Source organism: Micrococcus sp. CH7 (assembly GCF_001595485.1).
Lineage (GTDB): Bacteria > Actinomycetota > Actinomycetes > Actinomycetales > Micrococcaceae > Micrococcus > Micrococcus luteus.
This window is the reverse complement of record NZ_LOSQ01000005.1, coordinates 76198-103025: the sequence shown is the minus strand read 5'-3', so window position 1 is coordinate 103025 and position 26828 is coordinate 76198. Positions and strand designations below refer to the sequence as shown.

The window sequence follows — 26828 nt, the reverse complement described above, 5'->3', positions numbered from 1 at the left end:
CGTCATGATCTGACCAGTCTCCCTGCCCGCGACCGCGGGCAACAGGACGACTCTCATAACGACTGGACCTACGAAACGGGGTCAGCCCAGTCCCATCCTTGGACTCCCACAGGGTCTCGGCGTCCCGATGTGAGGATTCGCCCGAGAGCCGGCTTCAGAGTCATCGCAGGGCATCACCAGACCGGGCTGAAGCCTCGTCGACCAATATCAACCAGTGCCAACTGAAGAGCACTACATCGCTCACTCTGTTTCACGATGTGCATTTCGGGGGATCCTCTCTGTCCAGGTCCTCACGCTCATACCTGCCGGTGCTGAGCCTCGCCGAGCTTCTCGAGCACTTGACCTGGATCGTCGATCAGTTCGAACACGCCACTCGGGCGTGTCCGACAATGCCGTCGACCACGCGAGCACAGCATTCAGGACCACGGCAGCCCAGTACACGATCGCGTACTCGTCGTACCTGCTCGCCAGGCCCGGCCATTGCTTCAGGTGCGCGTCCTGGCGCTCGATCACGTTCCGGCCCGTGTAAGCCTCCGAGTCCAGGCCCACGGGTCGGCCGCCGGCCGAGCCGCGGCGTCTGCGGTGGCCCTGCTGGTCAGCCGGTTGGGGAGGACGGCCTTGATGCCACCGGCGCGCAGATGGGTGCCGATCGCCCGCGAGGAGTACGCCCTCTCGCCCAGCACCGTCGACCAGCTGATGGGTCTTAGTGCTCAGCCCGCTCCGTGAGCGCCCGAGGCCGTGGTCGGCGGGCTCTTCACGCGGATTCCTTGTCGTTCGATCCAGCCCCCTGTGAGCCGGGTGGTGTTCCTCGCGTGCTGATGGGCGCGGGCGATCGTGGAGTCCACCGAGACCGACCAATCGATCACGATTTCGGCATCCGCTGCGGCGGTCAGTGTTGCCAGCACCGTGTCCCACGTGCCCTCTTCGGCCATGCGGCCGTGCCAGGTCCACACGACTCAGCCAGGGCCCGTAGATCTCGGGCAGGTCCCGCCAGGGGATCGAAGCACCTGTACCGGTGGATGATGGCGTCGACCATCGTGACGGCATCGGCGAAAGGCCGGCCCTGCCGGCCTGTGGGGGCGTGGGAGAGCATCTGGAACCGGGACCGTGTCTTCGAGGGTGCCGGCCTTCCCCCGGCTTCATTGTCAGACACGCCCGAGGACCGTCTGGCCCAAGGGTTGGCCGGTCCCTGCACTGGGGGATGAAGAGCGGTCCTGCACCGGCTTCGGCCCCGGCGCCCACGACGACGGCGGCCCGCCGCCCTCCGTGCGGAGGGCGGCGGGTCGCCGTCGTGATGCCCGCGCGCGGGCTGTGTCCCGTGGATCAGGCCTTCGAGGCGATCTGACGGAGCACGTACTGCAGGATGCCGCCGTTGCGGTAGTACTCGGCCTCACCGGGGGTGTCGATGCGGACGACCGCGTCGAACTCGGTGACCTTGCCGTCCTCACCGGTGGCCGTGACCTTCACGGTCTTCGGCGTGGTGCCCTCGTTGAGGGCGGTGATGCCGGAGATGTCGAAGGTCTCGGTGCCGGTCAGGCCCAGCGAGTCGGCGTTCTCACCCTCGGGGAACTGCAGCGGCAGCACGCCCATGCCGATGAGGTTCGAGCGGTGGATGCGCTCGAAGGACTCGGTGATCACGGCCTTGACGCCCAGGAGCGCCGTGCCCTTGGCCGCCCAGTCACGGGAGGAGCCGGAGCCGTACTCCTTGCCGCCCAGGACCACCAGCGGCGTGCCCTGCTCGGCGTAGTTCTGCGCCGCGTCGTACACGTAGGCCTGCGGGGCGCCCTCCTGGGTGAAGTCGCGGGTGAAGCCGCCCTCCACGCCGTCGAGCAGCTGGTTCTTGATGCGGATGTTCGCGAACGTGCCGCGGATCATCACCTCGTGGTTGCCACGACGGGAGCCGTAGGAGTTGAAGTCCTTGCGCTGCACGCCGTTCTCCAGCAGGTAGCGGCCCGCCGGGGTGTCCGACTTGAAGGAGCCGGCCGGGGAGATGTGGTCCGTGGTCACGGAGTCGCCCAGCTTGAGCAGGACGCGGGCGCCGGAGATGTCCGACACCGGGTCCGGCTGCATGGTCATGCCCTCGAAGTACGGGGGCTTGCGCACGTAGGTGGACTTCTCGTCCCACTCGAAGGTGGAGCCCGAGGGGGTCTCCAGGGACTGCCAGCGCTCGTCGCCGTCGAAGATCGTGGCGTACTGCGAGGTGAACATCTCGGTGTCGATCGACGCGTCGATGATCTGCTGGACCTCGGTCGGGTCCGGCCAGATGTCCTTGAGGAAGACGTCGTTGCCCTCCGTGTCCTGGCCCAGGGCCTCGTTCTCGAAGTCGAAGTCCATGGTGCCGGCCAGGGCGTAGGCGACCACCAGCGGCGGGGAGGCCAGGTAGTTCATCTTCACGTCCGGGTTGATGCGGCCCTCGAAGTTGCGGTTGCCGGAGAGCACCGCGGTCACGGACAGGTCGTTCTCCTGGATGGCCTCGGAGATCTCGGACTCCAGCGGGCCGGAGTTGCCGATGCAGGTGGTGCAGCCGTAGCCGACCACGTTGAAGCCGAGGTCGTTGAGGGACTCGCGCAGCCCGGACTTCTCGTAGTAGTCGGTCACCACGCGGGAGCCCGGGGCCACGGAGGTCTTCACCCACGGCTTGGACTTCAGACCCTTGGCGACCGCGTTGCGGGCCAGCACGCCGGCCGCCATCATCACGGACGGGTTGGACGTGTTGGTGCACGAGGTGATCGAGGCGATGGACACGGCGCCGTGGTCCAGCTGGAACTGGCGGCCGTCTGCCATGGCCACGTCCACGAGCTTGGACGGGCGACCCTCGCCGGCCTCATCCTGCGTGGCGTAGTTGTGCAGGTCCTTGCGGAACTGGTCCTTGGAGTCGGTGAGCTCGATGCGGTCCTGGGGACGCTTCGGGCCGGAGATGGAGGGCACCACGGTGGACAGGTCCAGCTCGAGGTACTCGGAGTAGGCGACCTCGGCGGACGGGTCGTGCCACATCCCCTGCTCCTTGGTGTACGCCTCCACGAGGGCGACCTGCTCCTCGGAGCGGCCGGTCAGGCGCAGGTAGTCGAGGGTGACCTCGTCGATCGGGAACATGGCGGCGGTCGAGCCGAACTCGGGCGACATGTTGCCGATGGTCGCGCGGTTGGCCAGGGGCACGGAGCCGACGCCCTCGCCGTAGAACTCGACGAACTTGCCGACCACGCCGTGCTGGCGGAGCATCTCGGTGATGGTCAGCACGACGTCGGTCGCGGTGGCGCCGGACGGGATGCTGCCGGTCAGCTTGAAGCCCACCACCCGCGGGATCAGCATGGACACGGGCTGGCCGAGCATCGCGGCCTCGGCCTCGATGCCACCGACGCCCCAGCCCAGCACGCCCAGGCCGTTGACCATGGTGGTGTGGGAGTCGGTGCCGACGCAGGAGTCCGGGTAGGCGCGCAGCACGCCGTCGACCTCGCGGGTCATCACGGTGCGGGCCAGGTTCTCGATGTTGACCTGGTGGACGATGCCCATGCCCGGGGGGACGACCTTGAAGTCGTCGAAGGCGGTCTGGCCCCAGCGCAGGAACTTGTAGCGCTCGCCGTTGCGCTCGTACTCGATCTCCATGTTCCGCTCGATGGCGGCGTCGTTGCCGAAGGAGTCGATCTGCACGGAGTGGTCGATCACGAGCTCGGCCGGGGAGAGCGGGTTCACGCGCTCCGGGTCGCCGCCCAGGTCCTGGATGGCCTCACGCATGGTGGCCAGGTCCACGACGCAGGGCACGCCGGTGAAGTCCTGCATGATCACGCGCGCCGGCGTGAACTGGATCTCGGTGTCCGGCTGGGCGTTCGGGTCCCAGGCGGCCAGGGCCTTGATCTGGTCGGCGGTCACGTTGGCGCCGTCCTCGGTGCGCAGCAGGTTCTCCAGCAGCACCTTCAGGGAGTAGGGCAGCTTCTGCGCCCCCTCGACCTTGTTCAGACGGAAAATCTCATACTCGGCGCCCTTGACGTCCAGGACGCCCTTGGAGCCGAAGCTGTCGACGGTGGTCACGAGAGGACTCCTCTTCCCGCCCGGTTTCCTCCGGGCGCTCGTCCAGTGGGGGGTGGTCACCCGCGGCCGCGGACCGCGCCCCGTCCGGGACGGGCGTCGTCTGCGTCACAGGTGCCGCACTGCGTCCCAGGGTACCGCGCCGGTCCCGTGTGACGCGGGCATGGCGCGCGGCGGCCCGCAGGCCGCCACGCGGATGCCGGGTCAGATCTCGACGACGGCCGCGGCCGGGGCGCTCTGGGCGGCCGGCACCAGCACGGTCACCGACTCGAGGTGGTGGGTGTCCGGGTAGAGGTCGAACACGCGGGCGCGCTCCACCTCGTAGCCGCCGTCGCGCAGCCACGCCAGGTCGCGGGCGAACGAGGCGGGGTCGCACGAGACGTACACGATGCGGCCCGGCTCGAGCGCGAGGATGCGCTCGATCGCCCGCCGCCCCGCGCCCGCCCGCGGCGGGTCCAGGACGACGGTGTCCAGCGCGGCACCGCCGAGGCCGCCGTCCGCCACGGGACGCTCGGGGTACTTCAGCCAGCTGCCGAGCACCTTGTCCGTGGGGCCGTTGAGCACCGAGGCCTGCGGCTGGTCGTGCAGGTTGCGGCGGGCGTCCTTCGAGGCCTGGCGGGAGGCCTCCACCGAGTACACGCGGCCCTCGGGTCCCACGGCGTCCGCCAGGTACGCGCTGAACAGGCCGGCGCCGCCGTAGAGGTCGGCCACGACCTGGCCCGGCTCGACACGGGCGTCCTCGAGCACCGCGTCCACGAGGGTGGCCGGGGCGTGCTGGTGGACCTGCCAGAAGCCGTCACCCGTGACGCGGAAGCGCTTGGTGCCGCCACGCTCGGACTCCACGGTCTCCTCGACCCAGGTCTTGCCGGTGATGCGCTCGACCTTGACCGGCTGGAACTGCTTCGGGCCGGGCAGGGCCAGGCCGGTGGAGACGTCCACGCCGCACGCGTTGGCGGCCTGGCGGATCCGGGTGCGCAGCCGGCCGAGCTTGACCTCGTCCGCCCGCGTCTGCGGGGTGGGCGTCACCAGCACGAGGGGGCGGGAGCCGGAGGCCGGCGTCGCGACGTCCACGCGGGCGGCCCCGGTGAAGTCCCAGTCCCACAGGGCGAGCGCATCGAGGGCCGGCACGCCGAGCGGCATGTTGCGCACGGGCAAGAGGGTCGCCGAACGGTAGGCGTGCATCGCGATGTGCCCCTGGGGGGTCACCGCGAACGCGTTCCGGGTCCGCCAGCGCTGGCCGGTGGGCTCGTCCTCGGAGCCGGCGAAGCACACCTCCGGCTCCACCGCGAGGTCGGCGATGCGGTGCACCGTGTCCCGGAAGACCTGGGCCTTGAGCCGGCGCTGGTGCGGGACCACGATGTGGCCGAACTCGGCGCCGCCCACGGGCGGGCGACCCGAGGCGTGGGCGCGCAGCATGTCCGCGAGCTTCCACTGGTGGATGCGGCGGAACTCGGAGGGCCGCAGCACCTCCACGACGTCGCCGCGCCAGAAGCGGGCCCCGTCCTCGGCCTCGGTCAGGGCCACCCGGACCTTCTCGCCGGGCACGGCGTGGCGCACGAAGACGACCCGCCCCTCGTGCCGGGCCACGCAGTGGCCGCCGTGGGCCATGGCCCCGACCTCCACCTCGATTGTCCTCCCGATCCCGGTGACGTCTGTGGACGTGTCGACGACTGCCATGTCTGGCTCCTCTCGCATCGCAGCGCGCTTCAGGTCTTGCCCTGAGCATCGGCTGGTCAGATCATCACCATCCTTGCAGACCGATGTGGCTGTGTCGCCTCGATCGTGGGCGCGCCGTCGGACGGCGTCATCCGCCGCTCACCGGGGACGCCGGGGCGGTCAGGAGCCCTGGCCCTCGTGGACCTGCCACGGCACCGAGCCCACCATCACGCCCGGCTCCCGCTGCAGCCGCCGCGTCTGACGGGTGGCGGTCCGGTTGTGCAGGAGCGTGCGCCAGCCCGGCCGGACCACGTACTCCGGGATGAACACCATGGTCAGGTCCCGCGGGGAACGGCGTCGGTGCTCGCGCACATGCCGCACCAGGGGGGCCACCGTGTCGCGGTAGGGCGAGGCGATCACGGTGAGCGACATCGGCAGGCCGGCACGCTCCCAGGCGTCGATCACCTCCAGGGTGGCGGCGCGCTCGGCGTCCACGACGACGGCCTCGAGGGAGGACGGCCGCGACGCGCGGGCGTAGGCCAGCGCTCGCAGCGCCGGCCGGTCCAGCGTGGTCACGACGACCACCACGTGGACCCGCGAGGGCAGGGCCCGCGCGTCGTCCTGGGGGTCCGGTGCGAGCTCGCGGTCCACGTCCGCGTAGTGGCGGCGGATCCGCCCCATCACCAGCGAGCCGAGCACGATCGCCAGCAGCGCCACCCACGCGCCCTGCGTGAAGCGGGTGACCAGGACGACGACGCCCGCCAGCGCCGTGACCACCCAGGCCACCGCCGTGATGATCAGGCGCAGCCGGACGGCCGCGCGGGCCCGGGCGCCCGGCGTGTGCACGAGCCGGCGGCGCCACAGCCGCAGCATGCCGGCCTGCGCGAGCGTGAAGGCCAGCAGCACGCCGATGACGTAGAGCTGCACGAGCAGGGCGGTCCGGGCCTCGAAGAACAGCACGAGCGAGAGGGCCACGGCCCCCATCCCGAGGACGCTCCACGTGTGCACCAGCCGGTCGCTGCGGACCCTCAGCTGCCGGGGCAGGTAGCCGTCCTCGGCCACGCGCGCGGCCAGGGCGGGGAACGAGCGGAACGCCGACTTGGCCGCGAACAGCAGGAGCAGGGCGGTGGCCGCGATGGTGGCGACGGACAGGATGCTGCCCGGGCCGTACACGGTGTCCGCGAGCTGGGCGAGCACGGGGGCGGGGGCGCGGTCGGGCGTGACCTCGGCACCCGCGGCGTCCCGGAGGTTCTCCAGCTCCAGCCCGACGACGACGCCGGTGCGCTGGGCCAGGTGCATGACGCCCACGGTCAGCGCGCCGAGGGTGAGGGCCATCACGGTGAGCACCCACCGCACCGTGGGCACGGCCGGCCGGGCCATCAGGCGGGTGCTCGAGACCGGCACCTCGACGCCGGTGAGCAGCACCGATCCCGCGCTGAACGCGCGCAGGGCGAGCAGCGCCGTCGCCACGGTGCCGACGGTCCCGCCGACCCCGGCGCCCTCCTGCGTCCAGCCGGCCGTCGGCGCCGCGCCGAGCAGCCCACGGCCCTCCTGCCACAGGCCCGCCAGGACGAGCAGCGCGGTCAGGGCGACGAACACGCTCACGAGCACGGGCAGCACCCACCGGGACAGCCGCACCCCGCGGAGCGCGGCCAGCAGTACGCCCACGAGCGCGGCCGAGGCCACCAGCACGCGGCTGCCGACGGTGAGTCCGGGGGCCAGCGCCGCCACGAAGTGGGCGAAGGCGGCCACGGAGACCGCGGCGGTGAACACGAAGTCCAGCAGGAGCGCGGCCGAGGCGACGACGCCGGCCCTCGGGCCCAGCTTCATGCCGGCCATGTGATAGATGCCGCCGTGCGGAACGGCGGCGACCGCGGCGCGGAAGGACACGACGATGAGCAGCATCACCGCGACGACGGCCCAGCCGACGGCGGGTCCGAGCGCGAGCGCGGACGTGCCGGCCGCGACCAGGGTGAGGATGACCTCGTCCGGGGCGTAGGCGAGGGAGGACAGGGCGTTCGACGACGTCACGGGCAGCGCCCGCCACCGGTTCATGCGGGGCTCGTCGGCGGCGTGCGACGTCACGGGGCGACCGAGGAGGCCGCGGCGCAGGAGGGAGGACAGCGTGGCCACCGCACCACGGTACCCCCGCCGGGCCCGGACGCCGCGGCGACGCGGATGCTCCCGGACGTGCCCGCCGGATGCGAGGATGGAGCGCGCGTCGGCTCCCCGGCGCACGGAGCACCGCACGAGAGGCAGGGACGGGCATGGCCCACTACGTGATCGTCGGCGGCGGACGGGTGGGCACCCGGTTGGCGGCCGCGCTGGACGCGGCCGGTCACGGCGTCGCCCTCGTGGACCGCGACCCGCGGACCGTGGAGGGGCTGGCCCCCGGCTTCTCCGGCGAGCTCGTGGCCGGCGTGGGCTTCGACCGCTCCGCGCTGCTCGCCGCCGGCATCGACCGCGCGCAGGGCCTGGCGGCCGTGACCGCGGACGACAACACGAACATCATCGCCGCCCGCGTGGCCCGCGAGACCTTCCACGTGGACCACGTGGTGGCGCGCATCTACGACGCCGACCGGGCCCGGCTGTACCAGCGCCTCGGCATCCCCACGGTCGCCTCGATCCAGTGGACGGCCGACCAGGTGCTGCACCGGCTGCTGCCGGCCGGCACCGCCGACGCGGAGCACCGCGACGCCTCCGGCCGGCTGCTCGTGACCGAGCTGGTCCCCCACTCTTCGTGGTGGGGCCGTCGGCTGACCGACGTCGAGTCCACGGTGGGGATGCGCATCGCCTACCTCACCCGGCTCGGCGACGGCCAGCTGCCCCGGCCGGGCGACCGCCTGCAGGAGGGCGACGTGCTGCACGCCGTCTACCCGGTGGACCGCCGGGACCAGGTGGAGGCCGCCCTGCAGGGCGAGGCACGCGTGCCGGACGGCACGGACGAGGACGAGGAGGGACGGGCATGAGGGCCGTCATCGCCGGAGCCGGCGCCGTGGGCGCCTCCATCGCGCGGGAGCTGCACGCGCACGGCCACGAGGTGGTCGTCGTCGAGGCGCGCACGGACGCGGCCCGCAAGGCCGACGTCGGCGGCGCACGCCTCGTCCTCGGGGATGCGTGCGACCTGACCGTGCTCGAGCAGTGCGGCGCCCTGGAGGCGGACGTGCTCGTCGCGGCGACCGGCGACGACCGGGTCAACCTCGTGTGCTCCCTGCTGAGCCGCTCGGAGTTCGGCGTCGGCCGCACCGTGGCTCGCGTCAACAACCCGCTCAACGACTGGCTCTTCGACGAGTCGTGGGGCGTGGACGTGGCCGTGTCCACCCCCTCGATCATGACGGCGCTCGTGGAGGAGGCCGTGGAGACCGGGGACCTCGTGCGCCTGCTCAGACTGGAGGCCGGCGGCGCGGCGCTGTCCGAGTTCCGGGTCCCGGCGGAGCACTGGCTCGAGGGCCGGCGCATCGGCACCGTGTCCTGGCCGCAGGAGGCTCCGCTCGTGGCGGTCGTGCGCGACGGCGCCCCCCGGCAGGCGTCGGCGGACGAGGTCCTGGAGGTGGGCGACGAGCTCTTCTTCCTGGCCGCCGGCTCCGCCGAGCCGGCCCTGCGTCGCCTCCTCGTCGGCGAGGGCCGCGCTCAGGGACGCTCGGAGGCGGCGGAGTCCGCCGGCACGCCGTCGTCCTGACCGGGCGAGCTGACGGACCAGGCGAGCCAGAGCCCCAGGGCATAGAGCGGCAGGCCCATCACCAGGCGGGCCACCCCGAGCGCGGTGACGGCGTCCCCGAGGTAGAGGGGCACCTGCACCGCCAGGCGCAGCGCGAACACGGCCACGAGGATCCAGGTGGCCGCGGCGTAGGCGCGGCGCCGACGCCGGTGGGCCCGCCAGCGGGTGCCCTCGGCGCGCACGAGGCCGAGCACCAGGCCCGCCGCGGGCCAGCCCACGAGGACGGACACCGCGAACGCGAGGCCGTAGGCGGCGTTGGTGACGAAGCCCCACAGGTAGTAGTCGCGGGCCTGGCCGGTGGTCAGGGAGACCACGACGGACAGGACGACGACGGCGAGGCCGGCCAGCACCTGGACCGGCGACTGGCGCTGGACGAGGCGCGCGACGCCCAGCACGAGTGCGACCGCGACGGCCGCCACGCCGGAGGGCCACACCTGCTGGGTGGCGACGTAGCCGACCATGTAGACGAGGGTGGGCAGGGAGGCCTCGACGATGCCGCGCCAGCCACCGACGCTGCCCAGCGCGTCGAGGCGGCCGCGCTCGTCCAGGCGGGCTCGAGACGGCAGGGGGCCGGCCCCGTCCGGGGCGGCGGTGACGGGGCCACGCGGCTCGGTCATGGGCTCTCCTCTCGGGGCCGTGCTCAGAGCGTGGCCTCGGGCGCGTCGACCAGGTCGAACTCGGGGTTGTGCAGGGTGGGCACGCCATCCATCTGGGTGACGCGGCCGCGGACCGTCAGCCACTCCCCCGGCATGACGCCGGGCACGCGGCGCCGCCCGTGCCAGACCAGCTGCAGCGTCTCGGCGGGCGCCATGCTCCCGGGTGCGGGCAGGCGGTCGGCCAGGGACGCGCGGAAGACGGTCGCCTCGTCCGCGCCGGGCAGCGTGACGGAGGCGATGACCCCGCGGCGCTCGATGCGGCCTGCGGCGCCGGCCGGGTGGGCCGCGACGGCGGGGCTCACCGGATCTCCGTGATCTCCGGACCGCGCTCGGGCAGCGCGGTGGCCTCCGGTGCCGCGCCGTCCCCCGGGCCGGCGGCGGTGTCCGCGAGCACGTCCCGGCCCTCGTCCGGGGCCGGGCGGCGACGCTGCAGCGGGCGCGCGTTGGGAGGCGGACGCAGGGGCAGCAGCTCGCGCGGCGGGAGCGGCTCGTCGCCCCGCACCACGACCAGGTCGGAGAACACCTGTTCCAGCGGCTCGGCGGCCTCCGGCTGGAAGGCGGCCTCGCCGTGGAACACGCCGCGGACGAACCAGCGCGGACCGTCCACGCCCACGAACCGGGCGACGTTCCACCCCGGCGAGCCGTCCGGCAGCGCCGCCGGCACGCGCGTGAGGATCTCGATGCCGAAGCGGCCGGTCTGCTCCTGCACGGTCGCGTGGGCGGTGGTCGACAGGGAGTCGTGCAGCTCGGCGCGCAGGTCGTCCCACAGGCCCGTGCGGCGCGGGGCGCTGAACGCCTGGACCTGCAGGGCCGAGCGGCCGAGGCTGACGGTGGCGGCGACGATCCGCTTCGTCGCGTCCTCGACGTCGAGGCGCAGCTTCATGCCCTGGACGGCCCTCAGGCGCAGCGACCCCAGGTCGATCATGCCGGCGGGATCCGGGCGGGTGGCGACGTCGTGCGGACCGACGTCGGCTGCCTCCGGCGCGGCGGCGATCTCGAGGTCGCGCTCCTCCAGCAGCTCGGCCGGCAGGCTGACCTGCTCGTGGCGCACGGTGCGGTTGCGTCCGAAGATCACGACGTCCTCCCAGGGGTGGTGTCGGCGGTGAAGCCGCCGGTCGAGCCGAAGCCGCCGGCCCCGCGCTCGGAGTCGGGCAGCGCGTCCACGGGCTCGAAGCGGGCCCGCACGACCGGCTGCAGCACGAGCTGGGCGATCCGGTCGCCGCGGTGCAGCACGATCGGCTCGGTCGGGTCCAGGTTGATCAGGGGCACCTTGATCTCGCCGCGGTAGCCGGCGTCGATGGTGCCGGGGGCGTTGACGACGCTCAGACCGTGACGGACCGCGAGGCCCGAGCGGGGGTGCACGAACCCCGCGTGGCCCTCCGGGATGGCCAGCGCCACGCCGGTCGGCACGAGGGCGCGCTCGCCCGGGGCCAGGGTCACGTCGACGGCGGTGCGCAGGTCCGCGCCCGCGTCGCCCGGCTGCGCGTAGGCGGGCGGGGCCAGGCCCGGATCGAGGGCGTGCAGGGGCACGGGCAGCTCGGCGGAGTCGGTCACGAGGCCCGACCCTACACGAGCACCCGCCGGCCCGGGGCCGCGTCGAGGCGGCCGGGCGGGCGCCCTCACCGGTGCCACGCGGCGGGACCGGAGTCCGGATGTGGGAAGCTGGGACCCATGCGTGATCCCCAGCAACACCCCGTCGCCGATGCCTCCCGCCGCGCCCCCGAGGGCGCCGCGGCGGGACCCGATCCGGTCCTGTTCGAGGAGCGGTTGACGCCCTCCCCGGGGGTCTGGGCCGTGGCGCTCATGCTGGCGGCGCTGACGATCCTCGTGTTCGCGCCGATCGACCTCGGGCTGGGCATCGCCGCCGCCGTCGCGTTCTTCGCCGTCGAGGTCCTGATCCTGGTGGCCACCACCCCGCGCATCGTGGTGCGCGAACGCACCCTCCAGGTGGGCCGCGCCAGCATCGAACGGCACCACGTCGGTCAGGTCACGGGGTATCGCGGCGAGGACGCCCGGGCCCAGCGCGGCCCGCTGCTGCACGGGCTGGCCTTCGTGAACGTGCGCGGCTGGATCACGCCCGTCGTGCGGATCCAGCTGACCGACGAGCGCGACCGCACACCCTACTGGCTGACCAGCACCCGGCGTCCGGAGGAGCTGGTCGCGGCCCTCGGCGGGACCATGGCCCGGCAGGAGGGGGCGGCCGAGGACCGCTGACCGTCCCGGCGGCGGGGGCTCAGCCCTCGCAGTCGGTGCAGTAGATCAGGCCGTTCTTCTCACGCGCGGCCTGCGAGCGATGGCGGACCAGGAAGCAGGAGGCGCAGGTGAACTCATCCGACTGGGCGGGCAGCACCCGCACCATCAGCTCCTCACCCGAGAGGTCGGCGCCGGGCAGCTCGAACCCCTCGGCGGCCTCCGCCTCGTCCTCGTCCACGACGGCGGACTGGGTGTCCGTGCGCCGCGCCTTCAGCTCCTCGATGGAGTTCTGGCTCAGCTCTTCCTCGTTCTTGCGAGGGGCGTCGTAGTCAGTGGCCATGGGGTTTCACGCTCCGCTGGTGGGGGACGGCACCGGGACCGGTGCCGGCACTGCGCAGGCGGCGTCGTGGGCGGGCCACGCATCACCGGCCTGCGCCGTTGCGCGTAGATTGTGCACCATGGCCGAACCCGTGCCAAATGTTGACCGGCATGCTCGCCCAGGGCGGATTCGCGCGCGCGCGCCCCTCGCCCGGGCTGTGGTCTGCGGCCCGGCGGCTAGGATCGGGGCATGCCCGGCCGGGCGTCCACATGCCCGGTGACCAGAACACGACGTGGGAGGGACCACCGCCATGGCAGAGCTGCGACTGACCGGACCCACCGAGGACGGCGACGCGCTGCGCCTGTCGGGGCCGGAAGGTGAGGAGCACACGCTCGCCCTCTCCCCCTATCTGCGCCGGCTGGTCATCGAGGGCGCTGCGGCCGAGGACGGGCGACCGGCCGAGGACGGCCCCGCGGCCTGGCACGACATGACGGAGATGGACGTCCCCGGGACGGGCGACGAGGACGCCGAGGGACCGGTGGACGCGACGACGCAGGCCGACGATGCCGCGGAGGAGGGCGAGCGGGCTCCCGAGGCGCCCTCCGGCCCGGCCCGGCCGGACGAGGACCTCGCGCTCACCCCGCGCATCGACCCGCGGCCCGTGGCCGACGACGAGACCGCGGACGGCCCGACCCCGGCGCCGCTGACCGACCAGGAGTCCGTCAAGGCCGCCGCGACCCAGGAGGCCGTGCCCCTCACCCCCCGGGAGATCCAGCAGCGCATCCGTGCGGGCGCCTCCGTGGAGCAGGTGGCCCGGGAGAGTGGGAACGCCTTCTCGCGCATCCGCACCTACGGTCACCCCGTCCTGGCCGAGCGCGACTGGATCGCCCGGCAGGCCCGCGCCGTCGAGGTCTGGGTCGGCGGGCCCGACCTCTACTCCGACCTCGTCCAGGACGGCGGCCCCACGACGCTCGGCGAGCTCGCCGCGCACCGGCTCGCCGAGCTGGGCGTGGACGAGGCGAGCCTCGAGTGGGACGCGTGGCGCGAGGACCAGGCCGGCTGGACCGTGGCCGCCCGGTTCGCCGTGGCCGGTGCGAGGAGTCTGCCCACCCGCGAGGAGCCGCCGGCGCTCTGGACGTTCCGCCCGGCCGGACGCCACCTCGAACCCGAGAACGCCTGGGCCCGCGCCCTGTCCGAGGCGGAGGCCTGGGACCTGGTCCCCCGCGCCCCCGCGGCCGAACCGGTGACGGACGACGTGGACGCCGAGGACGCCGTGACCCCCGCGGGTGCGCACTCCCCGGCCGCCGACCGCGACGCCGATCTGCTGGAGATCCTGCGGGTGCGCCGGGGTCAGCGTGTGGGCGCGGACCTGGAGTCGGACGACGCGCTCGCGCACCTGATCGCCCGCGAGCACCAGGACCGGAGTCGGCGCGAGGCCGCCCAGGCGCCCGAGCGGCTCGCCCCGGTCGACGCCGAGGGGGCCCTGACGACCGCCGACGACGCCCCGGTCGTCGACGAGCCGGAGCCGGCCGCCGAGACCGACCGCGCCGAGGACACTGCCGCAGAGGTCGCGGTCGCGGAGGTCGCGGACGCGGGTGTCGAGGACGAGGGGGCGGAGCCCGCGCCCCGCGAGCGTGCCGCGCGCCCTGCCATGCCGACCGTCACGCCGCGCCCCCGGGCCCGCTCGGCCGCTCGCCGCGCGTCCGTGCCCAGCTGGGACGAGATCGTCTTCGGCCGCAAGGGCGACTGACCCCGGCCCGGCCCCGGGGCGGGCTCAGCGGTGCCAGGTGAGCAGCGGGACCTCCCGCTCGGCGCGCGTGGGCGCGCCGTGCTGGCCCACCATCTCGAAGGCGTGCGGGGGCACCCGCCGGCCGTCGTAGAGGGCCAGATCCCCGTGCACGGCGACGAGCAGATCCCCGATGCGGGCACGGACCCGGTCCTCGACGACGGCGCCGAACCAGCCGGCGTCGACGGCCTCGTCCCGCGTGAGCACCCACGCGTGCGCCCCGTAGCGCTCGGCCCAGGTGCGCCGCACCCTCGCGCGCACGTCCGGACCCGCGTCGGACCGGAAGTGCAGCTGCACGAGGCGGGGCTCCCCCGCGGTGTGCGCGATCCCCTCGAGCAGCGCGGGGTCGGCGAGCTCCCCGGCCTCGTCCAGGGCGGCGTAGTCCACGCGGCGCGACGGCGGCACGTCGACCATGCCGTGGTCGCCGGTGGCGAGCACCACCGTCCCGGCGGGCACGCGGTCCACCAGGCGCCGCACCGCCGCGTCGATCTCCTCGAGGGCGTGCAGCCACCGTTCCGAGCCCACGCCGTCCCGGTGGCCGGCCTTGTCCAGCTCGTTGACGTAGAAGTAGACGAGCGTGGGCATGCGCGCGTCCTTCATCACGCGTTCGGCGGCCTGGGCGCGGGCGATCAGGGTGCGACCGGCCACGAACCGGCCGCCACGCAGCCCCGCCCGTGTCAGGGCCGAACGCTCGAAGGCGGGCAGCGAGACCGTGACGGCGTCCACGCCGGCCGCGGCGGCGCGCTCGAACACGGTGGGCTTCGGCTGCCACCCCACCGGGTCGGTGGCCTCGTCCCAGCCGCCCAGCTGATTGATCACCACGTCCCGGTCCGGGTCGAGCACGTCGTAGCCGGCCACGCCGTGCTCCCCGACGTCCAGCCCGGTGCCCAGGCTCGTGAGGGAGGCGGCCGTCGTGGTGGGCACGGCCACCTCGAGGACGCGGCCGCCGTCGGCCATCGCCGAGCGCAGCGTGGGGGCGTGGCCGCCGAAGCGCTTCAGCAGGGACCGTCCGAGGCCGTCCACCAGGGCGACGACCACGCGGCGGCCCGCCGGGACCGCGAGCGCGTTCTCACAGCCCGGGACACCGAGGGCGGCCGCGGCGGAGGTCAGGACGGAGCGCAGGGCACGGTCGGCGGGGACCACGCCCGCGGGGAGGGCGGGCCCCGTCACGTGGTGGCCGCCAGGTGGGCGCGGCGCAGGGCCCGGGCGAAGGCCAGGGCGCCGTCGACGGCCCCCTGCCCGTCGGCGTCGGCGGCGACGCGGATCACGAGGTCCTCGCGGGTGGCGGTGCCGGTGTAGCCGTGGTCGAGGTCGCACTGGGGGTCGGCGCAGCCGGCGGGCTGCAGGTCCAGTCGCTGGCCTCCGGCCCACATCAGCCCGAGGGTCATCTCGGCCACGGGGTCGGACGGCCGGAAGCGGGCGGGGTCGGCGTGGCCGGTGGTCAGGACCACGGAGCCGAGGGCGCGGACCGGGACCATCTCGGTGGAGACCTGGGCGAGGACCGCCTGGCCGGCCGGGTCGGCGGCGTGGTCGTCGAGGTGGACGGCCAGCAGGGTGTCCCCGGCGAGCACGAGGGCCGTGATGTGCCGGTGGATCTCCTCGTAGTCGAAGTGCGTGTCCACGTGGACGAGGTGCGCGTCCGGGGTGCGGCCTTCGAGCTCGACGGCGATGGCGTGCGCCACGAGGTCCGGGTAGAAGCCGGCGCGGACGAGCGAGGCGTCGAGGCCGCCGCTGCCGTCCAGGGTGCGGGCCTCGCGCTGCCGGCCCTCGGCCTCGGGGGCGTCGGGGCGGTGGTCGGGACGGCCGGGCTCGTGACTCCTGCGGAACGGGCTCATGTCCCCCATGCTACGGGTCCGGTGCCGGGCCGTCCGGGCCCGCTGTGGACGGCCCGGTCAGCGGCCGCGCAGCGCGCGCCGGGCCGAGTCGGTGCGGCGGGCCGCGTTGGCGACGTGCACCTCGGCCTGCAGCACCGTCACGCCCTCGGGGGCGGCCAGCACGGGCGCGAAGCGCAGGCGGGCGACCTGCGGCAGGTCGTCCTTGAGGACGCTGACGCGGCCCACGAGGTCCTCCAGCGCGGCGAGGTTGACGGAGGGCACCCCGCCGGTGCCGCGCAGCTTCACGGCGGCGCGGGGGGCGCGGACCATGCGGGCCACGTCCCGGTCCGTGAGCGGGGGCACGCGGTGCACCCAGTCCCCCAGCAGGTCCGTGGCGTCGCCGGCGATGCCGAAGGAGACCACGGGGCCCAGCAGCGGGTCCTCGAGCGCCGTGAGCATGCAGGCCTGGCCGGCGGGGGCCATGGCCTGGACCTCGAGCTCGCGCACGCCGAACGGCGCGAGCAGACGGCGCATGTGCTCGACGTTGCGGCGCAGGGAGTCGGCGTCCACCACGTTCAGGCGGACGCCGCCCAGGTCGAGTCGGTGCCGCAGGTGGGGGTCCACGGCCTTGAGCGCCACGGGGAAGCCGAGCCGCTCGGCGGCCGCCACGGCCTCGTCGGCGGTCTCGAACCGGGCCGAGGGCAGCACGGTGATCCCGTAGTGGCCCAGCAGCGTCTCGGTCTCCTCGTCGGAGAGCCGGACGAGTTCGGTGCCCTCGGCACGCGCGGCGGCCGCCTCCACGAGCTCCTCGGCCTCGTGCGGGTGCAGGCCGGTCGGCTCGAGCGGCTCGCCGACCTCCTGGCGGCGCCAGTGGACGTAGTCCGCGAGCGCGCCGAGCACGGTCATGGCCTGCTGCGGCGACGGGTAGAAGGGCAGACCGGGCTGCAGGGAGCCGGGCTCGGCGTCGTCGTCGACGGGACCGGCGGCGCCGAGCGTGGCCCCGCGGTAGCGCGGGGAGACGACGTCGGTCAGGCAGCCGAGCACGGGGATGCGGGCGTCCCGGGTCGCGTCGGCGAGGGCGTGGGCCAGTCGCTCCGGCTCGTCGTCCGCCTGGTGCAGGCCGAGGCGGGCCAGCACCACGACGGCGTCGGCCTGCTCGTGGCGGACGGCGTCCCGGACGGCGGAGACCAGCGTCTCGGCGGGCGGGGCGATGCCCTGCTCGCTGCCGACGAGGCCGACGGTGGCCGTGACCTCCAGCCCGGCCTCGGCCGCGGCGTCGCGGCCCAGCCGGTCCAGGGCGAGGGAGTCGGCCACGAGGACGACGCGGTGGCCCGTGGGCAGCGGCTGGCTGGCCACGGCCATGAGGATGTCGAGCATGGCCTCGTGCGTGTGGGCCTCGAGCACGCCGGTCTGGTCGAGCATCGAGTCCACGGTGCCCTCGGGGGCCTGGGTGGTGCGGGTCTCGTGGCCCGGGGGCAGGAAGCGCCCGGTGACGTCGGAGCGGACCACCACGACGGGCTTGGTGCGGGAGAGCCGCCGGGCGATGCGGGAGAACTTGCGTGGGTTGCCGAACGACTCGAGGTACACACCGACGGCGGCGGTGTGGGGGTCCGCCTCGAAGAACTGCATGGCGTCGTTGCCCGAGACGTCCGCACGGTTGCCGGCGCTGATCGAGGTGGAGATCCCCACCCCGCGGCGCTTGACGCCGGCGGAGACCATGGCGCCGGCGGCGCCGGACTGGCTGAACAGCCCGACGGGGCCGCGCTGGGCCAGGCCCGGGGACGGGGAGGCGTTGAGGCGGATCGCGGGGTCGGTGCGGACCAGGCCGGCCGAGGCCGGGCCGATCACGCGCATGCCGTGGGCGCGGGCGAGGGAGACCAGGCGGCGCTGGGCCTCGAGCCCCTCGGCGCCGGCGTCGGCGTAGCCCGAGGTGAGGACCACGAGGCCCTGGGCCCCGGCCGCGGCGGCCTCGGGGATGAGGGCCTCGACCTCGTCGGCGGGCACAGCGACGACGACGAGGTCGACCGGCTCGCCGATGTCGGCCAGGGAGCGGTGGGCGGTGAGGCCCTGGACGTCCTCGGCGGCGCGGTTCACGGCGTGGACGGCTCCCGTGAAGCCCGCCTCGAGGACGTGGCGCAGCACGAGCGAGCCGACGGCCTGCGGATCGCGGGAGGCGCCGACGACGGCCACGGACGCGGGCTCGACCAGCTCGGCGACGCTGCGGGACTCGGCGCGGTGCTCGCGGGACTCGACGACGGCGCGCCACCGGGCGGTGGGGTCGATGGGGAACTCGACGGCCACGACGCCGTCCTCGAAGCGGCGAGTCACCTCGAAGCCGGACTCCTGGAACACCGAGAGCATCTTGCGGTTCTCGGGCAGGACCTCGGCGGTGAAGCGGCGGATGCCGTTCTCGCGGGCGGCCACGGCGAGGTGCTCCATGAGGATGGAGCCCAGTCCGCGGCCCTGCGCGGCGTCGGAGATGTTGAAGGCGACCTCCGCGGCGTCGGAGTCCCCGTAGCGGTCGTAGCGGCCCACGCCGAGCAGTCGGCCGCCGCGGGTGATCACGAACGCCACCCGGTCCCGGTGGTCCACGTGGGTGAACCGGTCCAGGTCCTTGGCGCTCAGCTCGGACTTGTACGTGAAGTAGCGCAGGTAGATGGAGTTCTCGGACTGCCCGGCGTGCATGCGCTGCAGCTCGGCGGCGTCCTCGGGCGAGATGGGCCGCAGGTGGGCCGTCGCACCGTCACGGAGCACCACATCGGCCTCCCAGTGGGAGGGATATCCGCGGACGGCTTCGGTCTCACCCATAGGATCACTGTAGACAATCCCCGACGCCGTGAGGACTCCCCGACCACCATGATGGCCCGTTCATCCCGTTCCCGCCCCGCCGAGCAGGACGCCCCGCGCCCGCTGCCGCTGGAGCAGGAGAACATCGTCGACGTCGACGTCTCCGAGGAGATGGAGGCGTCCTTCCTCGAGTACGCCTACTCGGTGATCTACTCGCGCGCCCTGCCGGACGCGCGCGACGGCCTCAAGCCGGTGCAGCGGCGCATCCTCTACATGATGTCCCGCATGGGCCTGCGCCCGGACCGCGGCCACGTGAAGTCCGCCCGTGTGGTGGGCGAGGTGATGGGCAAGCTGCACCCCCACGGCGACGCCGCGATCTACGACGCGATGGTCCGCCTCGCCCAGCCGTTCTCCCTGCGCCTGCCCGTGGTGGACGGGCACGGCAACTTCGGCTCGCTCGACGACGGCCCCGCGGCCCCGCGCTACACGGAGGCCCGCATGGCCCCGGCCGCCCTGGCGCTCACCGCGGACCTCGACGAGGGCACCGTGGACTTCGTCCCCAACTACGACAACCAGCTCCAGCAGCCGGCCGTGCTGCCCGCCGCCTACCCCAACCTGCTCGTCAACGGCACCACCGGCATCGCCGTCGGCATGGCCACGAACATGGCCCCGCACAACCTGCGCGAGGTCGTGGCGGGCGCGCGCCACCTGCTCGCGGACCCCGAGGCGGACCTCGAGGCGATCATGGCCCACATCCCCGGCCCCGACCTCCCCTCGGGCGGCCGGATCGTGGGGCTCGACGGCGTCCGCGACGCCTACGCGACCGGCCGCGGCACGTTCCGCATGCGGGCCGCCGTCGCCGTGGAGCAGGTCTCCGCGCGGCGCACCGGCCTGGTCGTCACCGAGCTGCCGTACGGCGTGGGCCCCGAGAAGGTCATCGAGCGGATCAAGGCCGGCGTCGACGCGAAGAAGCTCAGCGGCATCGCCGACGTCGTGGACCTGACGGACCGCAAGAACGGGCTGCGCCTGCAGATCGAGCTCAAGTCCGGGTTCAACCCCCAGGCCGTGCTGGCCGCCCTGTACCGGCACACCCCGCTCGAGGAGACGTTCGGGATCAACAACGTCGCGCTCGTCGACGGCCAGCCGCAGACCCTGGGCCTGCTGCCCCTGCTGCGGGTCTACGTGGACCACCGTCTGGACGTGGTGCGGCGCCGCACCGGGCACCGCCTCGGCAAGCACCGCGACCGCCTCCACCTCGTCGAGGGCCTGCTGCTGGCGCTCGTGGACATCGACGAGGTCATCGAGATCATCCGTTCCTCGGACGACACCACGGCCGCGCGCACCCGCCTCATGGGCGTCTTCGACCTCACCCAGGTGCAGGCCGACCACATCCTGGAGCTGCGGCTGCGCCAGCTGACGAGATTCTCCCGCATCGAGCTGGAGGCCGAGCGCGACGAGCTGCAGGCCGCGATCGCCGAGCTCGAGGCGATCCTCGCCTCCGACGCGCGGCTGCGTGAGGTGGTCTCGGCCGAGCTGCAGGCCGTCGCCGACGAGCACGGCGACGACCGGCGCACGGTCCTGCTCGAGGCCGAGACCGCCGCGGCCCCCGCCGCCGGGCCCGCACCGTCCGGGCCCACCCCCGCCGGCGCCGCGGAGGCCGGGGCGGACCTGATGGTCCCGGACACGGCGTGCTGGGCCCTGCTCTCCACCTCCGGACGCCTGCTGCGCACCGCGGACCGCACGCCGATCGCCCCGCAGGGCCGGCGCCGCAAGCACGACGCCTTCGCCTCCGTGGTCCCGACGACGGCCCGCGGCGAGATCGGGGCCCTCACCTCCGCCGGCGCGCTGCACCGCCTCCAGGCGGTCGACCTGCCGGCGGCCGGCGAGCCGTCCGCGGCCCCCGCGATGACCGCGGCCGTCCCCGCCGCGGAGCTGGTGCCCCTGGCCAAGGGCGAGACGCTCGTGGCCCTGGTCCCCCTGGACGCCGTCCTGGCGCTGGGCACCGCCCACGGGGTCGTCAAGCGCGTCCGGCCGGAATGGCCCCTGAACCGCCAGGTCGTCGACGCCGTCGCCCTGAAGGACGGCGATGCGGTGGTCGGCGCCGCCCCCGCCCCGGACGAGGCCGACCAGCTCGTCTTCCTCACCCGCACCGGCCAGCTGCTGCGCTACGCCGCCTCCGCCGTGCGCCCCCAGGGCCCGGCCGGCGGCGGTGTCGCGGGCATCCGGCTGGCCGCCGGGGACACGGTGCTCGCGTTCGGGGTGGCCCCCGCCGCCTCCCTCACCGAGACCGGTGCGGACGCCGCCGCCCACCCACGGCCCGCCGTCGTGGTGACCGTGACGGACGGCGAGGCGGACGTGCTCGGCTCCGCCCCGGGCTCCGTCAAGGTCACGCCGCTCGGGGAGTATCCGGCCAAGGGCCGCGGCACCGGCGGCGTGCGCGCCCACCGGCTGCTCAAGGGCGAGAGCGGCCTCGAGCTCGGCTGGATCGGCGCCGCGCCCGCGCTCGCGGCCTCCCGGGCCGGCGTGGCCCGCGCGCTGCCGATCGAGTACGGGCGCCGGGACGGCTCGGGCGTGCCCGTGGACCAGCGCATCGAGGCCGTCGGCGCCGGCGCCTCCCCCGAACTCGTCTCGGTCCCGCCCGCCGAGGACGACGCCGTGGCCGTGTCCGCGGACTGACCCCGGTCCGGGGCGAGCCTGTTCGCCTCGGGCCGATCGACGCCCCGGATGGGCGCCCCGCCCGACCCCTCCGATACAGTGGGCTGTCGTCTCACCGCAGGTGAGCGCCCCCCTCCCCCGACCCCCCGCAGATTGGTCCTGGTGACGAACGTGTCCGGCAACGCCAGCTACGAGTACTCCCGCGCCGCCCTCCTGGCGGTCACCGAGGTGGAGGCCCCCGTCGAAGTCACCTCGCGGGACCTCGACGACCAGCTGGCGGAGGTGCTCACCCGCCTGCGCCTGCCCGGCTCCCTCCTGGAGCGGGTGGCCGGTGTGCGCAGCCGACGGAACTGGGACGAGACCGAGGACTTCCAGGAGGCCGCCGCCCGCGCCGGCGTCGCGGCCCTGGAGCAGGCCGGCGTCCCCCGGGAGCGGGTGGGCCTGCTCGTGAACACGTCGGTCACCCGGGCCACGCTCGAGCCCTCCGTGGCCGTGCGGATCCATCACCTCATGGGGCTGCCGACCTCGGCGACCAACTTCGACATCACGAACGCGTGCCTCGGGTTCGTCAACGGCCTCATGCTCGCCTCCACCCTCGTGGACGCCGGCCAGATCGACTACGCGGTCGTGGTCGCCGCCGAGGACGCCTCGAAGGTGCAGGCCGCCACCGTGGCCAACCTGCACGCCGAGACCACGCACCGCGGCAACTTCATGGAGCAGTTCGCGTCCCTGACGCTGGGCTCCGGGGCCGCCGCCGCCGTCGTCGGCCGCATCGAGGACCACCCGGACGCCCATCGGATCGTCCGCGGGATCACCCGCGCCGGCACCGACCACCACGGCCTGTGCGTGGGCGACCACCACGGCATGTACACCGACTCCACCGCCCTGCTCAAGGACGGTCTCGAGCTCGTGATGGACGCGTGGCACGACGTCCCGGCGGAGTGGGCGTGGCCGGAGGCCGACCGGTTCATCACCCACCAGGTCTCGCAGATGCACACCGACGCGATCGCGGAGTCCGCCCACCTGGACCCGGCGCGCATCCCGACGACGTTCCCCACGCTGGGCAACGTCGGCCCGGCGTCGCTGCCCATCACCCTCGTGCGGGAGATGGACGCCCTGGAGGACGGGGACACGGTGGTCTGCCTGGGCGTGGGCTCGGGCCTGAACACCGCGATGCTCGAGATCGAATGGTGAGCTGAAGGAGCCAGAGCCATGCCCCAGATCCCCGCCGCCCCCGCCGCCCTGCCGCCGGCCGACCGACTGCCCGGCTGGGACCCGGCGTGGTCCCGCCTCGTGGAGATCCGCTCCGCCGCGGACCCGGAGGGGACCGTGCGGACGCTGCACGTGGCGGACACCGGTCCCGTGCTCGCCGCGGCCGGGGCGGAGATCGTCGGCACGATCGTGGCGGTGCACGGCAACCCGACGTGGTCCTGGCTGTGGCGGTCCCTGCTCGCGGAGACCGTGCGCCGGGCACGCCGGGGCATGGCCGCGTGGCGCGTCGTGGCGCCGGACCAGCTGGACATGGGCTTCTCCGAGCGCCTCGCGCACGCGGGCTCCCCGTCCGCCGCGTCGATGGGCCGTGCCGGCGACACCTACCGCACGCTGGGCGGCCGCATCGCCGACCTGGACGCCCTGCTGGCGGCTCTCGGGCTGCGCGACCTGGCAGCCACCGGCCACCCGCTGATCACGCTCGGCCACGACTGGGGCGGTGTCGTGTCCCTCGGCTGGGCGGCGCGTCATCCGGAGCTGGTGGCCGGCGTCGCGACCCTGAACACCGCGGTCCACCAGCCCGAGGGGGCGCCGATCCCCGCCCCGCTGCAGGCCGCCCTCGCCGGGCCCGTCCTGCCGGCCTCCACCGTCACCACGGACGCCTTCCTCTCCGTGACGACCTCCCTCGCCACCCCGGCCCTCGACCGCGAGACGCGGGCCGCCTACCACCTGCCCTACGACACGGCGGCCCGACGCGGCGGCGTCGGCGGCTTCGTCGCGGACATCCCGGCCGACCCCGGCCACGGCAGCCATCCCGAACTGCAGCGGGTGGGCGAGGACCTCGCCGCCCTGGGCCGTACCGACGTGCCCGCCCTCATCCTGTGGGGCGCCGACGACCCGGTCTTCCTGGACCGCTACCTCGACGACCTCCGCGACCGCCTGCCCCACGCGCGCGTGCAGCGTTACGAGCGGGCGGGGCACCTGCTCGTGGACGACCGCGACATCACCGCGCCCCTGCTGCAGTGGGCCCAGCTGCTGCGCGGCGGCCAGCTCTCCGACCCCGCCTCGGGGCTGCCGGGCCCCGTCCCGCACGCCACCGCCGACGCGGCCGCCGACCCGGGCCTGGAGGTGGACCTCGGGGAGGAGCCCGGAGCCCGCGAGCCCGGCGTGGTCCGGCTCTGGGACCACCTGCGCGACTGGGGCGCCCCCGGCTCGGACCACCGCGAGTACACCGCGCTGGTGGACATGGCCGGCGCCCAGGCCGGCCGCTCGCTCGTGGGCACCGCCCGCCGCCCCGTGGCCGTCACCTGGGGTGAGCTGCAGGAGATGGTCTCGGCCATCGCGACCGGGCTGTGGGCCGCGGGCATGCGACCGGGCGACCGGGTCGCCATGCTCGTGCCGCCGGGTCGCGACCTGTCGGCGGCCCTGTACGCCGTGCTGCGCGTGGGCGCCGTCGCCGTGGTGGCGGACCAGGGCCTCGGGGTCAAGGGCATGACCCGGGCGATGAAGTCGGCCCGCCCCCGCTGGATCATCGGCCGCACCCCCGGTCTGACGCTGGCCCGCGCCCAGTCCTGGCCGGGCACCCGGATCTCCGTGACCGAGCCGGGCGCCGCCCAGCGCCGCCTGCTCGACGTCTCCGACTCGCTCTACGCGATGGTGGACCGCCACCGCGACCCGGCCACGGGCGACGCCGTCGACGAGTACGGCACCGTGCTGCCCGAGCCCGCCCTGGACGCGGACGCCGCGGTGCTGTTCACGTCCGGCTCCACGGGCCCGGCCAAGGGCGTCGTGTACACGCACGAGCGGCTGGGCCGCCTCGTGGCGCTGATCTCCCGCACCCTGGGCATCCGCCCGGGCGGCTCCCTGCTGGCCGGCTTCGCCCCGTTCGCGCTGCTCGGACCCGCCCTCGGCGCCGCGTCCGTCTCCCCGGACATGGATGTCACCCAGCCAGCCACCCTCACCGCGCAGAAGCTGGCCGACGCCGCGATCGCCGGGCAGTCGAGCGTGCTGTTCGCCTCCCCCGCCGCCCTGGCGAACGTGGTCGCGACCGCCGACGGCCTCGACGCGCCCCGGCGCGAGGCGCTCGACGCCGTGCGTCTCGTGCTCTCGGCCGGCGCCCCCGTGCACCCGCAGCTGATGCGTCAGGTCTCGGACCTGATGCCGAACGCCCGGGTCCACACGCCGTGGGGCATGACCGAGGGGCTGCTGCTCACGGACATCGACGGCGCCGAGGTGCAGCGCCTGCGCGCCGCCGACGACGAGGGCGTCTGCGTGGGCTCCGCGCTGCCCACGGTGTCCCTGGCCATCGCGCCGCTGCTCGAGGACGGCAGCGCCGAGGACGTCATCCTCGACCCCGCGCGGGGCCACGGCGTCCTCGGCGAGATCGTGGTCAGCGCCCCCCACCTGAAGGACCGCTACGACGCGCTCTGGCACACCGACCAGCAGAGCAAGCGCGACGGGCTGTGGCGGCGGGACGGCCGGGTATGGCACCGCACCGCCGACGTCGGCCACTTCGACGCCGAGGGCCGCGTCTGGCTCGAGGGTCGGCTCCAGCACGTGATCACCACGCCCGAGGGCCCGGTCGGTCCGGGTGGGCCCGAGAAGACCGTCGACGCGCTCGGGCCGGTGCGACGCAGCGCCGTCGTCGGCGTCGGGCCCCGGGGCACGCAGGCCGTGGTCGTCGTCGTGGAGGCGGCCGTGCCGGCCACGCGCCCGGCGCGGCGCCCGGGTCACCACCGGGACGGCCGGCCCAAGCAGGGCCTCGCCCCGACCGCGCTGGCCTCCGCCGTGCGCGCGGCCCTCGAGCCGCTGCCGGTGGCCGCGGTGCTCGTGGCCGATGAGATCCCCACGGACATCCGGCACAACTCCAAGATCGACCGCGCCCGGGTGGCCGACTGGGCGGAGGCCGTGCTCGCCGGCGGGAAGGTGGGTGCGCTGTGAGCGGCTTCGGCTACGACGTCGACCTCGACGCCGCCGGGATGCCCGACCTCGTCGAGCGCCTCGCGTCGCGCCGCGTCCTGGTGACCGGCGCCTCGGGGCTGCTGGGTGCGGGCGTCGCCCGGGTGCTCGCCGATGCCGGCAACGACGTGACCACCCTGCAGCGGCGTCCGTCGGGCGTGCCCGGTGCGCGGGACGTGCGCGGGTCCGTGACCGACCCGGCCGCCGTCGAGGAGGCCCTGACCGGCGCGGACACCGTGGTGCACGTGGCCGCGAAGGTGTCCGTGTCCGGCCCCGAGCACGAGTACGAGGCCGTGAACGTGGAGGGCACGCGCATCCTGTTGCACGCCGCACAGCGCCACGGCGTGCGACGCTTCGTCCACGTCTCCTCCCCCTCCGTGGCGCACGCCGGCGACTCCATCGTCGGCGAGGGCGCCGGAGCCGCCAGCCCCGAGCACGCGCGCGGACCCTACGCGCGCACGAAGGCGGCCGGCGAGCGACTGGCCCTGGCCGCCGACCGCGACGACTTCCGCGTCCTGGTGCTGCGCCCCCACCTGATGTGGGGGCCCGGGGACCTGCAGCTCACCGACCGGATCGTGCAGCGCGCGCGGGCCGGGCGAATGCCCGTGCTCGGCACGGGCGCTCCCCTGGTCGACACGCTGTACACGGCCAACGCCGTCGAGGCCGTGGTGGCGGCTGTGTCCGCGGCCGACGTGCACCACGGCGAGGCCCTCGTGGTCACCAACGGCGAGCCGCGACCGGTCGGCGAGCTGATCCGCCAGATCGCGCTGGCGGGCGGCGCCGCGGAGCCCGAACGCCGCGTCCCGGCGGGCCTGGCCCGGCGCGCCGGTGCCCTGATCGAGCGGGCGTGGGAGCGGGATCTGTTCGGGCTGCGGTCCCGGGGCGTGGGCTCCGACGACGGCGAGCCGCCGCTGACCGAGTTCCTCGCCGAGCAGCTCTCGACCGCCCACTGGTTCGACCAGCGTCGCACCCGTGAGGTCCTCGCGTGGACGCCGACCGTGAGCATCGACGAGGGCCTGCACCGCGTCGCGGCGTACTACCGCGACCGCTGACG

Annotated in this window: 19 protein-coding genes and 1 pseudogene; 8 read left to right on the top strand and 12 right to left on the bottom strand. The window is 74.6% G+C overall.

Annotation, left to right across the window (positions count from 1 at the left end):
• Nucleotides 1-375: 375 nt before the first annotated feature.
• The 4 genes and pseudogenes from AUV08_RS11690 to AUV08_RS02625 all read right to left on the bottom strand — a co-directional run.
• A pseudogene (locus AUV08_RS11690) lies at nt 376-1093 on the bottom strand (transposase); the annotation flags it as partial.
• A gap of 230 nt (nt 1094-1323) precedes the next feature.
• The gene (acnA, locus tag AUV08_RS02635; RefSeq protein WP_061867243.1) at nt 1324-4026 is read right to left on the bottom strand and encodes an aconitate hydratase AcnA; all 2703 of its coding nucleotides are present in this window, start codon (nt 4024-4026) and stop codon (nt 1324-1326) included.
• Nucleotides 4027-4227: 201 nt separating this feature from the next.
• Nucleotides 4228-5700, bottom strand: coding sequence for a class I SAM-dependent RNA methyltransferase (locus AUV08_RS02630; protein ID WP_020625083.1), 1473 nt, complete (start codon nt 5698-5700; stop codon nt 4228-4230).
• Nucleotides 5701-5859: 159 nt separating this feature from the next.
• Nucleotides 5860-7812 (bottom strand): APC family permease, encoded by a 1953-nt coding sequence (locus AUV08_RS02625; RefSeq protein ID WP_036382845.1) that lies wholly within the window; start codon nt 7810-7812, stop codon nt 5860-5862.
• 134 nt (nt 7813-7946) lie between these two features.
• Here AUV08_RS02625 and AUV08_RS02620 point away from each other — a divergent pair, with 134 nt between their 5' ends.
• Together AUV08_RS02620 and AUV08_RS02615 are read left to right on the top strand one after the other, a co-directional pair.
• A complete protein-coding gene (locus tag AUV08_RS02620; RefSeq protein ID WP_020625081.1) occupies nt 7947-8648 on the top strand; it encodes a TrkA family potassium uptake protein in 702 nt (233 codons plus the stop codon).
• Nucleotides 8645-9358 (top strand): TrkA family potassium uptake protein, encoded by a 714-nt coding sequence (locus AUV08_RS02615; RefSeq protein ID WP_036382825.1) that lies wholly within the window; start codon nt 8645-8647, stop codon nt 9356-9358. The genes AUV08_RS02620 and AUV08_RS02615 overlap by 4 nt, the downstream gene beginning before the upstream one ends.
• Here the strand turns inward: AUV08_RS02615 and AUV08_RS02610 are convergent.
• Genes AUV08_RS02610 through dut form a run of 4 tightly spaced genes read right to left on the bottom strand, consistent with a single transcriptional unit; the run spans nt 9310 to nt 11607 of the window.
• Nucleotides 9310-10014, bottom strand: a complete 705-nt coding sequence (locus tag AUV08_RS02610; protein ID WP_020625079.1) for a DUF3159 domain-containing protein — start codon at nt 10012-10014, stop codon at nt 9310-9312. The two genes, AUV08_RS02615 and AUV08_RS02610, sit on opposite strands and share 49 nt — an antisense overlap.
• Before the next feature lie 23 nt (nt 10015-10037).
• Nucleotides 10038-10355 carry an OB-fold nucleic acid binding domain-containing protein gene (locus AUV08_RS02605; RefSeq protein ID WP_061867241.1) on the bottom strand — a complete coding sequence of 106 codons (318 nt, stop codon included), beginning with the start codon at nt 10353-10355 and terminating at the stop codon, nt 10038-10040.
• Nucleotides 10352-11128, bottom strand: a complete 777-nt coding sequence (locus tag AUV08_RS02600) for a DUF3710 domain-containing protein (protein WP_061867240.1) — start codon at nt 11126-11128, stop codon at nt 10352-10354. Before AUV08_RS02600 ends, AUV08_RS02605 begins: the two co-directional genes overlap by 4 nt.
• A complete protein-coding gene (gene dut, locus AUV08_RS02595) occupies nt 11125-11607 on the bottom strand; it encodes a dUTP diphosphatase (RefSeq protein ID WP_061867239.1) in 483 nt (160 codons plus the stop codon). The genes AUV08_RS02600 and dut overlap by 4 nt, the downstream gene beginning before the upstream one ends.
• A 117-nt stretch (nt 11608-11724) precedes the next feature.
• Here dut and AUV08_RS02590 point away from each other — a divergent pair, with 117 nt between their 5' ends.
• On the top strand, nt 11725-12267 hold the full coding sequence (locus AUV08_RS02590) for a DUF3093 domain-containing protein (protein ID WP_061867238.1): 543 nt from the start codon (nt 11725-11727) through the stop codon (nt 12265-12267).
• 19 nt (nt 12268-12286) lie between these two features.
• Here AUV08_RS02590 and AUV08_RS02585 read toward each other — a convergent pair whose 3' ends face one another.
• Nucleotides 12287-12586, bottom strand: coding sequence for a DUF4193 domain-containing protein (locus tag AUV08_RS02585; RefSeq protein ID WP_002858157.1), 300 nt, complete (start codon nt 12584-12586; stop codon nt 12287-12289).
• A 289-nt stretch (nt 12587-12875) separates the two neighbouring features.
• Between AUV08_RS02585 and sepH the strand changes: the two genes are divergently transcribed.
• Nucleotides 12876-14315, top strand: a complete 1440-nt coding sequence (gene sepH / locus AUV08_RS02580; RefSeq protein ID WP_061867237.1) for a septation protein SepH — start codon at nt 12876-12878, stop codon at nt 14313-14315.
• Nucleotides 14316-14339: 24 nt separating this feature from the next.
• Here sepH and AUV08_RS02575 read toward each other — a convergent pair whose 3' ends face one another.
• Genes AUV08_RS02575 through AUV08_RS02565 form a run of 3 tightly spaced genes read right to left on the bottom strand, consistent with a single transcriptional unit; the run spans nt 14340 to nt 18973 of the window.
• A complete protein-coding gene (locus AUV08_RS02575) occupies nt 14340-15521 on the bottom strand; it encodes an alkaline phosphatase family protein (protein WP_036382815.1) in 1182 nt (393 codons plus the stop codon).
• The gene (locus AUV08_RS02570) at nt 15518-16186 is read right to left on the bottom strand and encodes a DUF5998 family protein (protein WP_036382843.1); all 669 of its coding nucleotides are present in this window, start codon (nt 16184-16186) and stop codon (nt 15518-15520) included. Before AUV08_RS02570 ends, AUV08_RS02575 begins: the two co-directional genes overlap by 4 nt.
• 57 nt (nt 16187-16243) lie before the next feature.
• On the bottom strand, nt 16244-18973 hold the full coding sequence (locus AUV08_RS02565; RefSeq protein WP_061873084.1) for a GNAT family N-acetyltransferase: 2730 nt from the start codon (nt 18971-18973) through the stop codon (nt 16244-16246).
• A gap of 48 nt (nt 18974-19021) precedes the next feature.
• Between AUV08_RS02565 and AUV08_RS02560 the strand changes: the two genes are divergently transcribed.
• The 4 genes from AUV08_RS02560 to AUV08_RS02545 all read left to right on the top strand — a co-directional run bounded on the left by AUV08_RS02560 (nt 19022) and on the right by AUV08_RS02545 (nt 26826).
• Nucleotides 19022-21628 carry a DNA topoisomerase (ATP-hydrolyzing) subunit A gene (locus AUV08_RS02560; protein ID WP_061873083.1) on the top strand — a complete coding sequence of 869 codons (2607 nt, stop codon included), beginning with the start codon at nt 19022-19024 and terminating at the stop codon, nt 21626-21628.
• 141 nt (nt 21629-21769) lie between these two features.
• Nucleotides 21770-22801: a 3-oxoacyl-ACP synthase III gene (locus AUV08_RS02555; RefSeq protein WP_044659529.1), complete on the top strand. Its 1032-nt coding sequence runs from the start codon at nt 21770-21772 to the stop codon at nt 22799-22801.
• Between the two features lie 18 nt (nt 22802-22819).
• Complete coding sequence (locus AUV08_RS02550; RefSeq protein WP_061867234.1) at nt 22820-25756, top strand: alpha/beta fold hydrolase; 2937 nt, start codon at nt 22820-22822, stop codon at nt 25754-25756.
• Nucleotides 25753-26826 (top strand): NAD(P)-dependent oxidoreductase, encoded by a 1074-nt coding sequence (locus AUV08_RS02545; protein ID WP_044659527.1) that lies wholly within the window; start codon nt 25753-25755, stop codon nt 26824-26826. The genes AUV08_RS02550 and AUV08_RS02545 overlap by 4 nt, the downstream gene beginning before the upstream one ends.
• Nucleotides 26827-26828 lie beyond the last annotated feature (2 nt).

Excerpts from the sequence above, each read along its gene's own strand:
- AUV08_RS02630 (WP_020625083.1), bottom strand. The coding sequence starts at position 5,700 with ATGGCAGTCGTCGACACGTCCACAGACGTCACCGGGATCGGGAGGACA.
- AUV08_RS02620 (WP_020625081.1), top strand. The coding sequence starts at position 7,947 with ATGGCCCACTACGTGATCGTCGGCGGCGGACGGGTGGGCACCCGGTTG.
- AUV08_RS02615 (WP_036382825.1), top strand. The coding sequence starts at position 8,645 with ATGAGGGCCGTCATCGCCGGAGCCGGCGCCGTGGGCGCCTCCATCGCG.
- AUV08_RS02610 (WP_020625079.1), bottom strand. The coding sequence starts at position 10,014 with ATGACCGAGCCGCGTGGCCCCGTCACCGCCGCCCCGGACGGGGCCGGC.
- AUV08_RS02590 (WP_061867238.1), top strand. The coding sequence starts at position 11,725 with ATGCGTGATCCCCAGCAACACCCCGTCGCCGATGCCTCCCGCCGCGCC.
- AUV08_RS02585 (WP_002858157.1), bottom strand. The coding sequence starts at position 12,586 with ATGGCCACTGACTACGACGCCCCTCGCAAGAACGAGGAAGAGCTGAGC.
- sepH (WP_061867237.1), top strand. The coding sequence starts at position 12,876 with ATGGCAGAGCTGCGACTGACCGGACCCACCGAGGACGGCGACGCGCTG.
- AUV08_RS02570 (WP_036382843.1), bottom strand. The coding sequence starts at position 16,186 with ATGAGCCCGTTCCGCAGGAGTCACGAGCCCGGCCGTCCCGACCACCGC.
- AUV08_RS02565 (WP_061873084.1), bottom strand. The coding sequence starts at position 18,973 with ATGGGTGAGACCGAAGCCGTCCGCGGATATCCCTCCCACTGGGAGGCC.
- AUV08_RS02560 (WP_061873083.1), top strand. The coding sequence starts at position 19,022 with ATGATGGCCCGTTCATCCCGTTCCCGCCCCGCCGAGCAGGACGCCCCG.
- AUV08_RS02550 (WP_061867234.1), top strand. The coding sequence starts at position 22,820 with ATGCCCCAGATCCCCGCCGCCCCCGCCGCCCTGCCGCCGGCCGACCGA.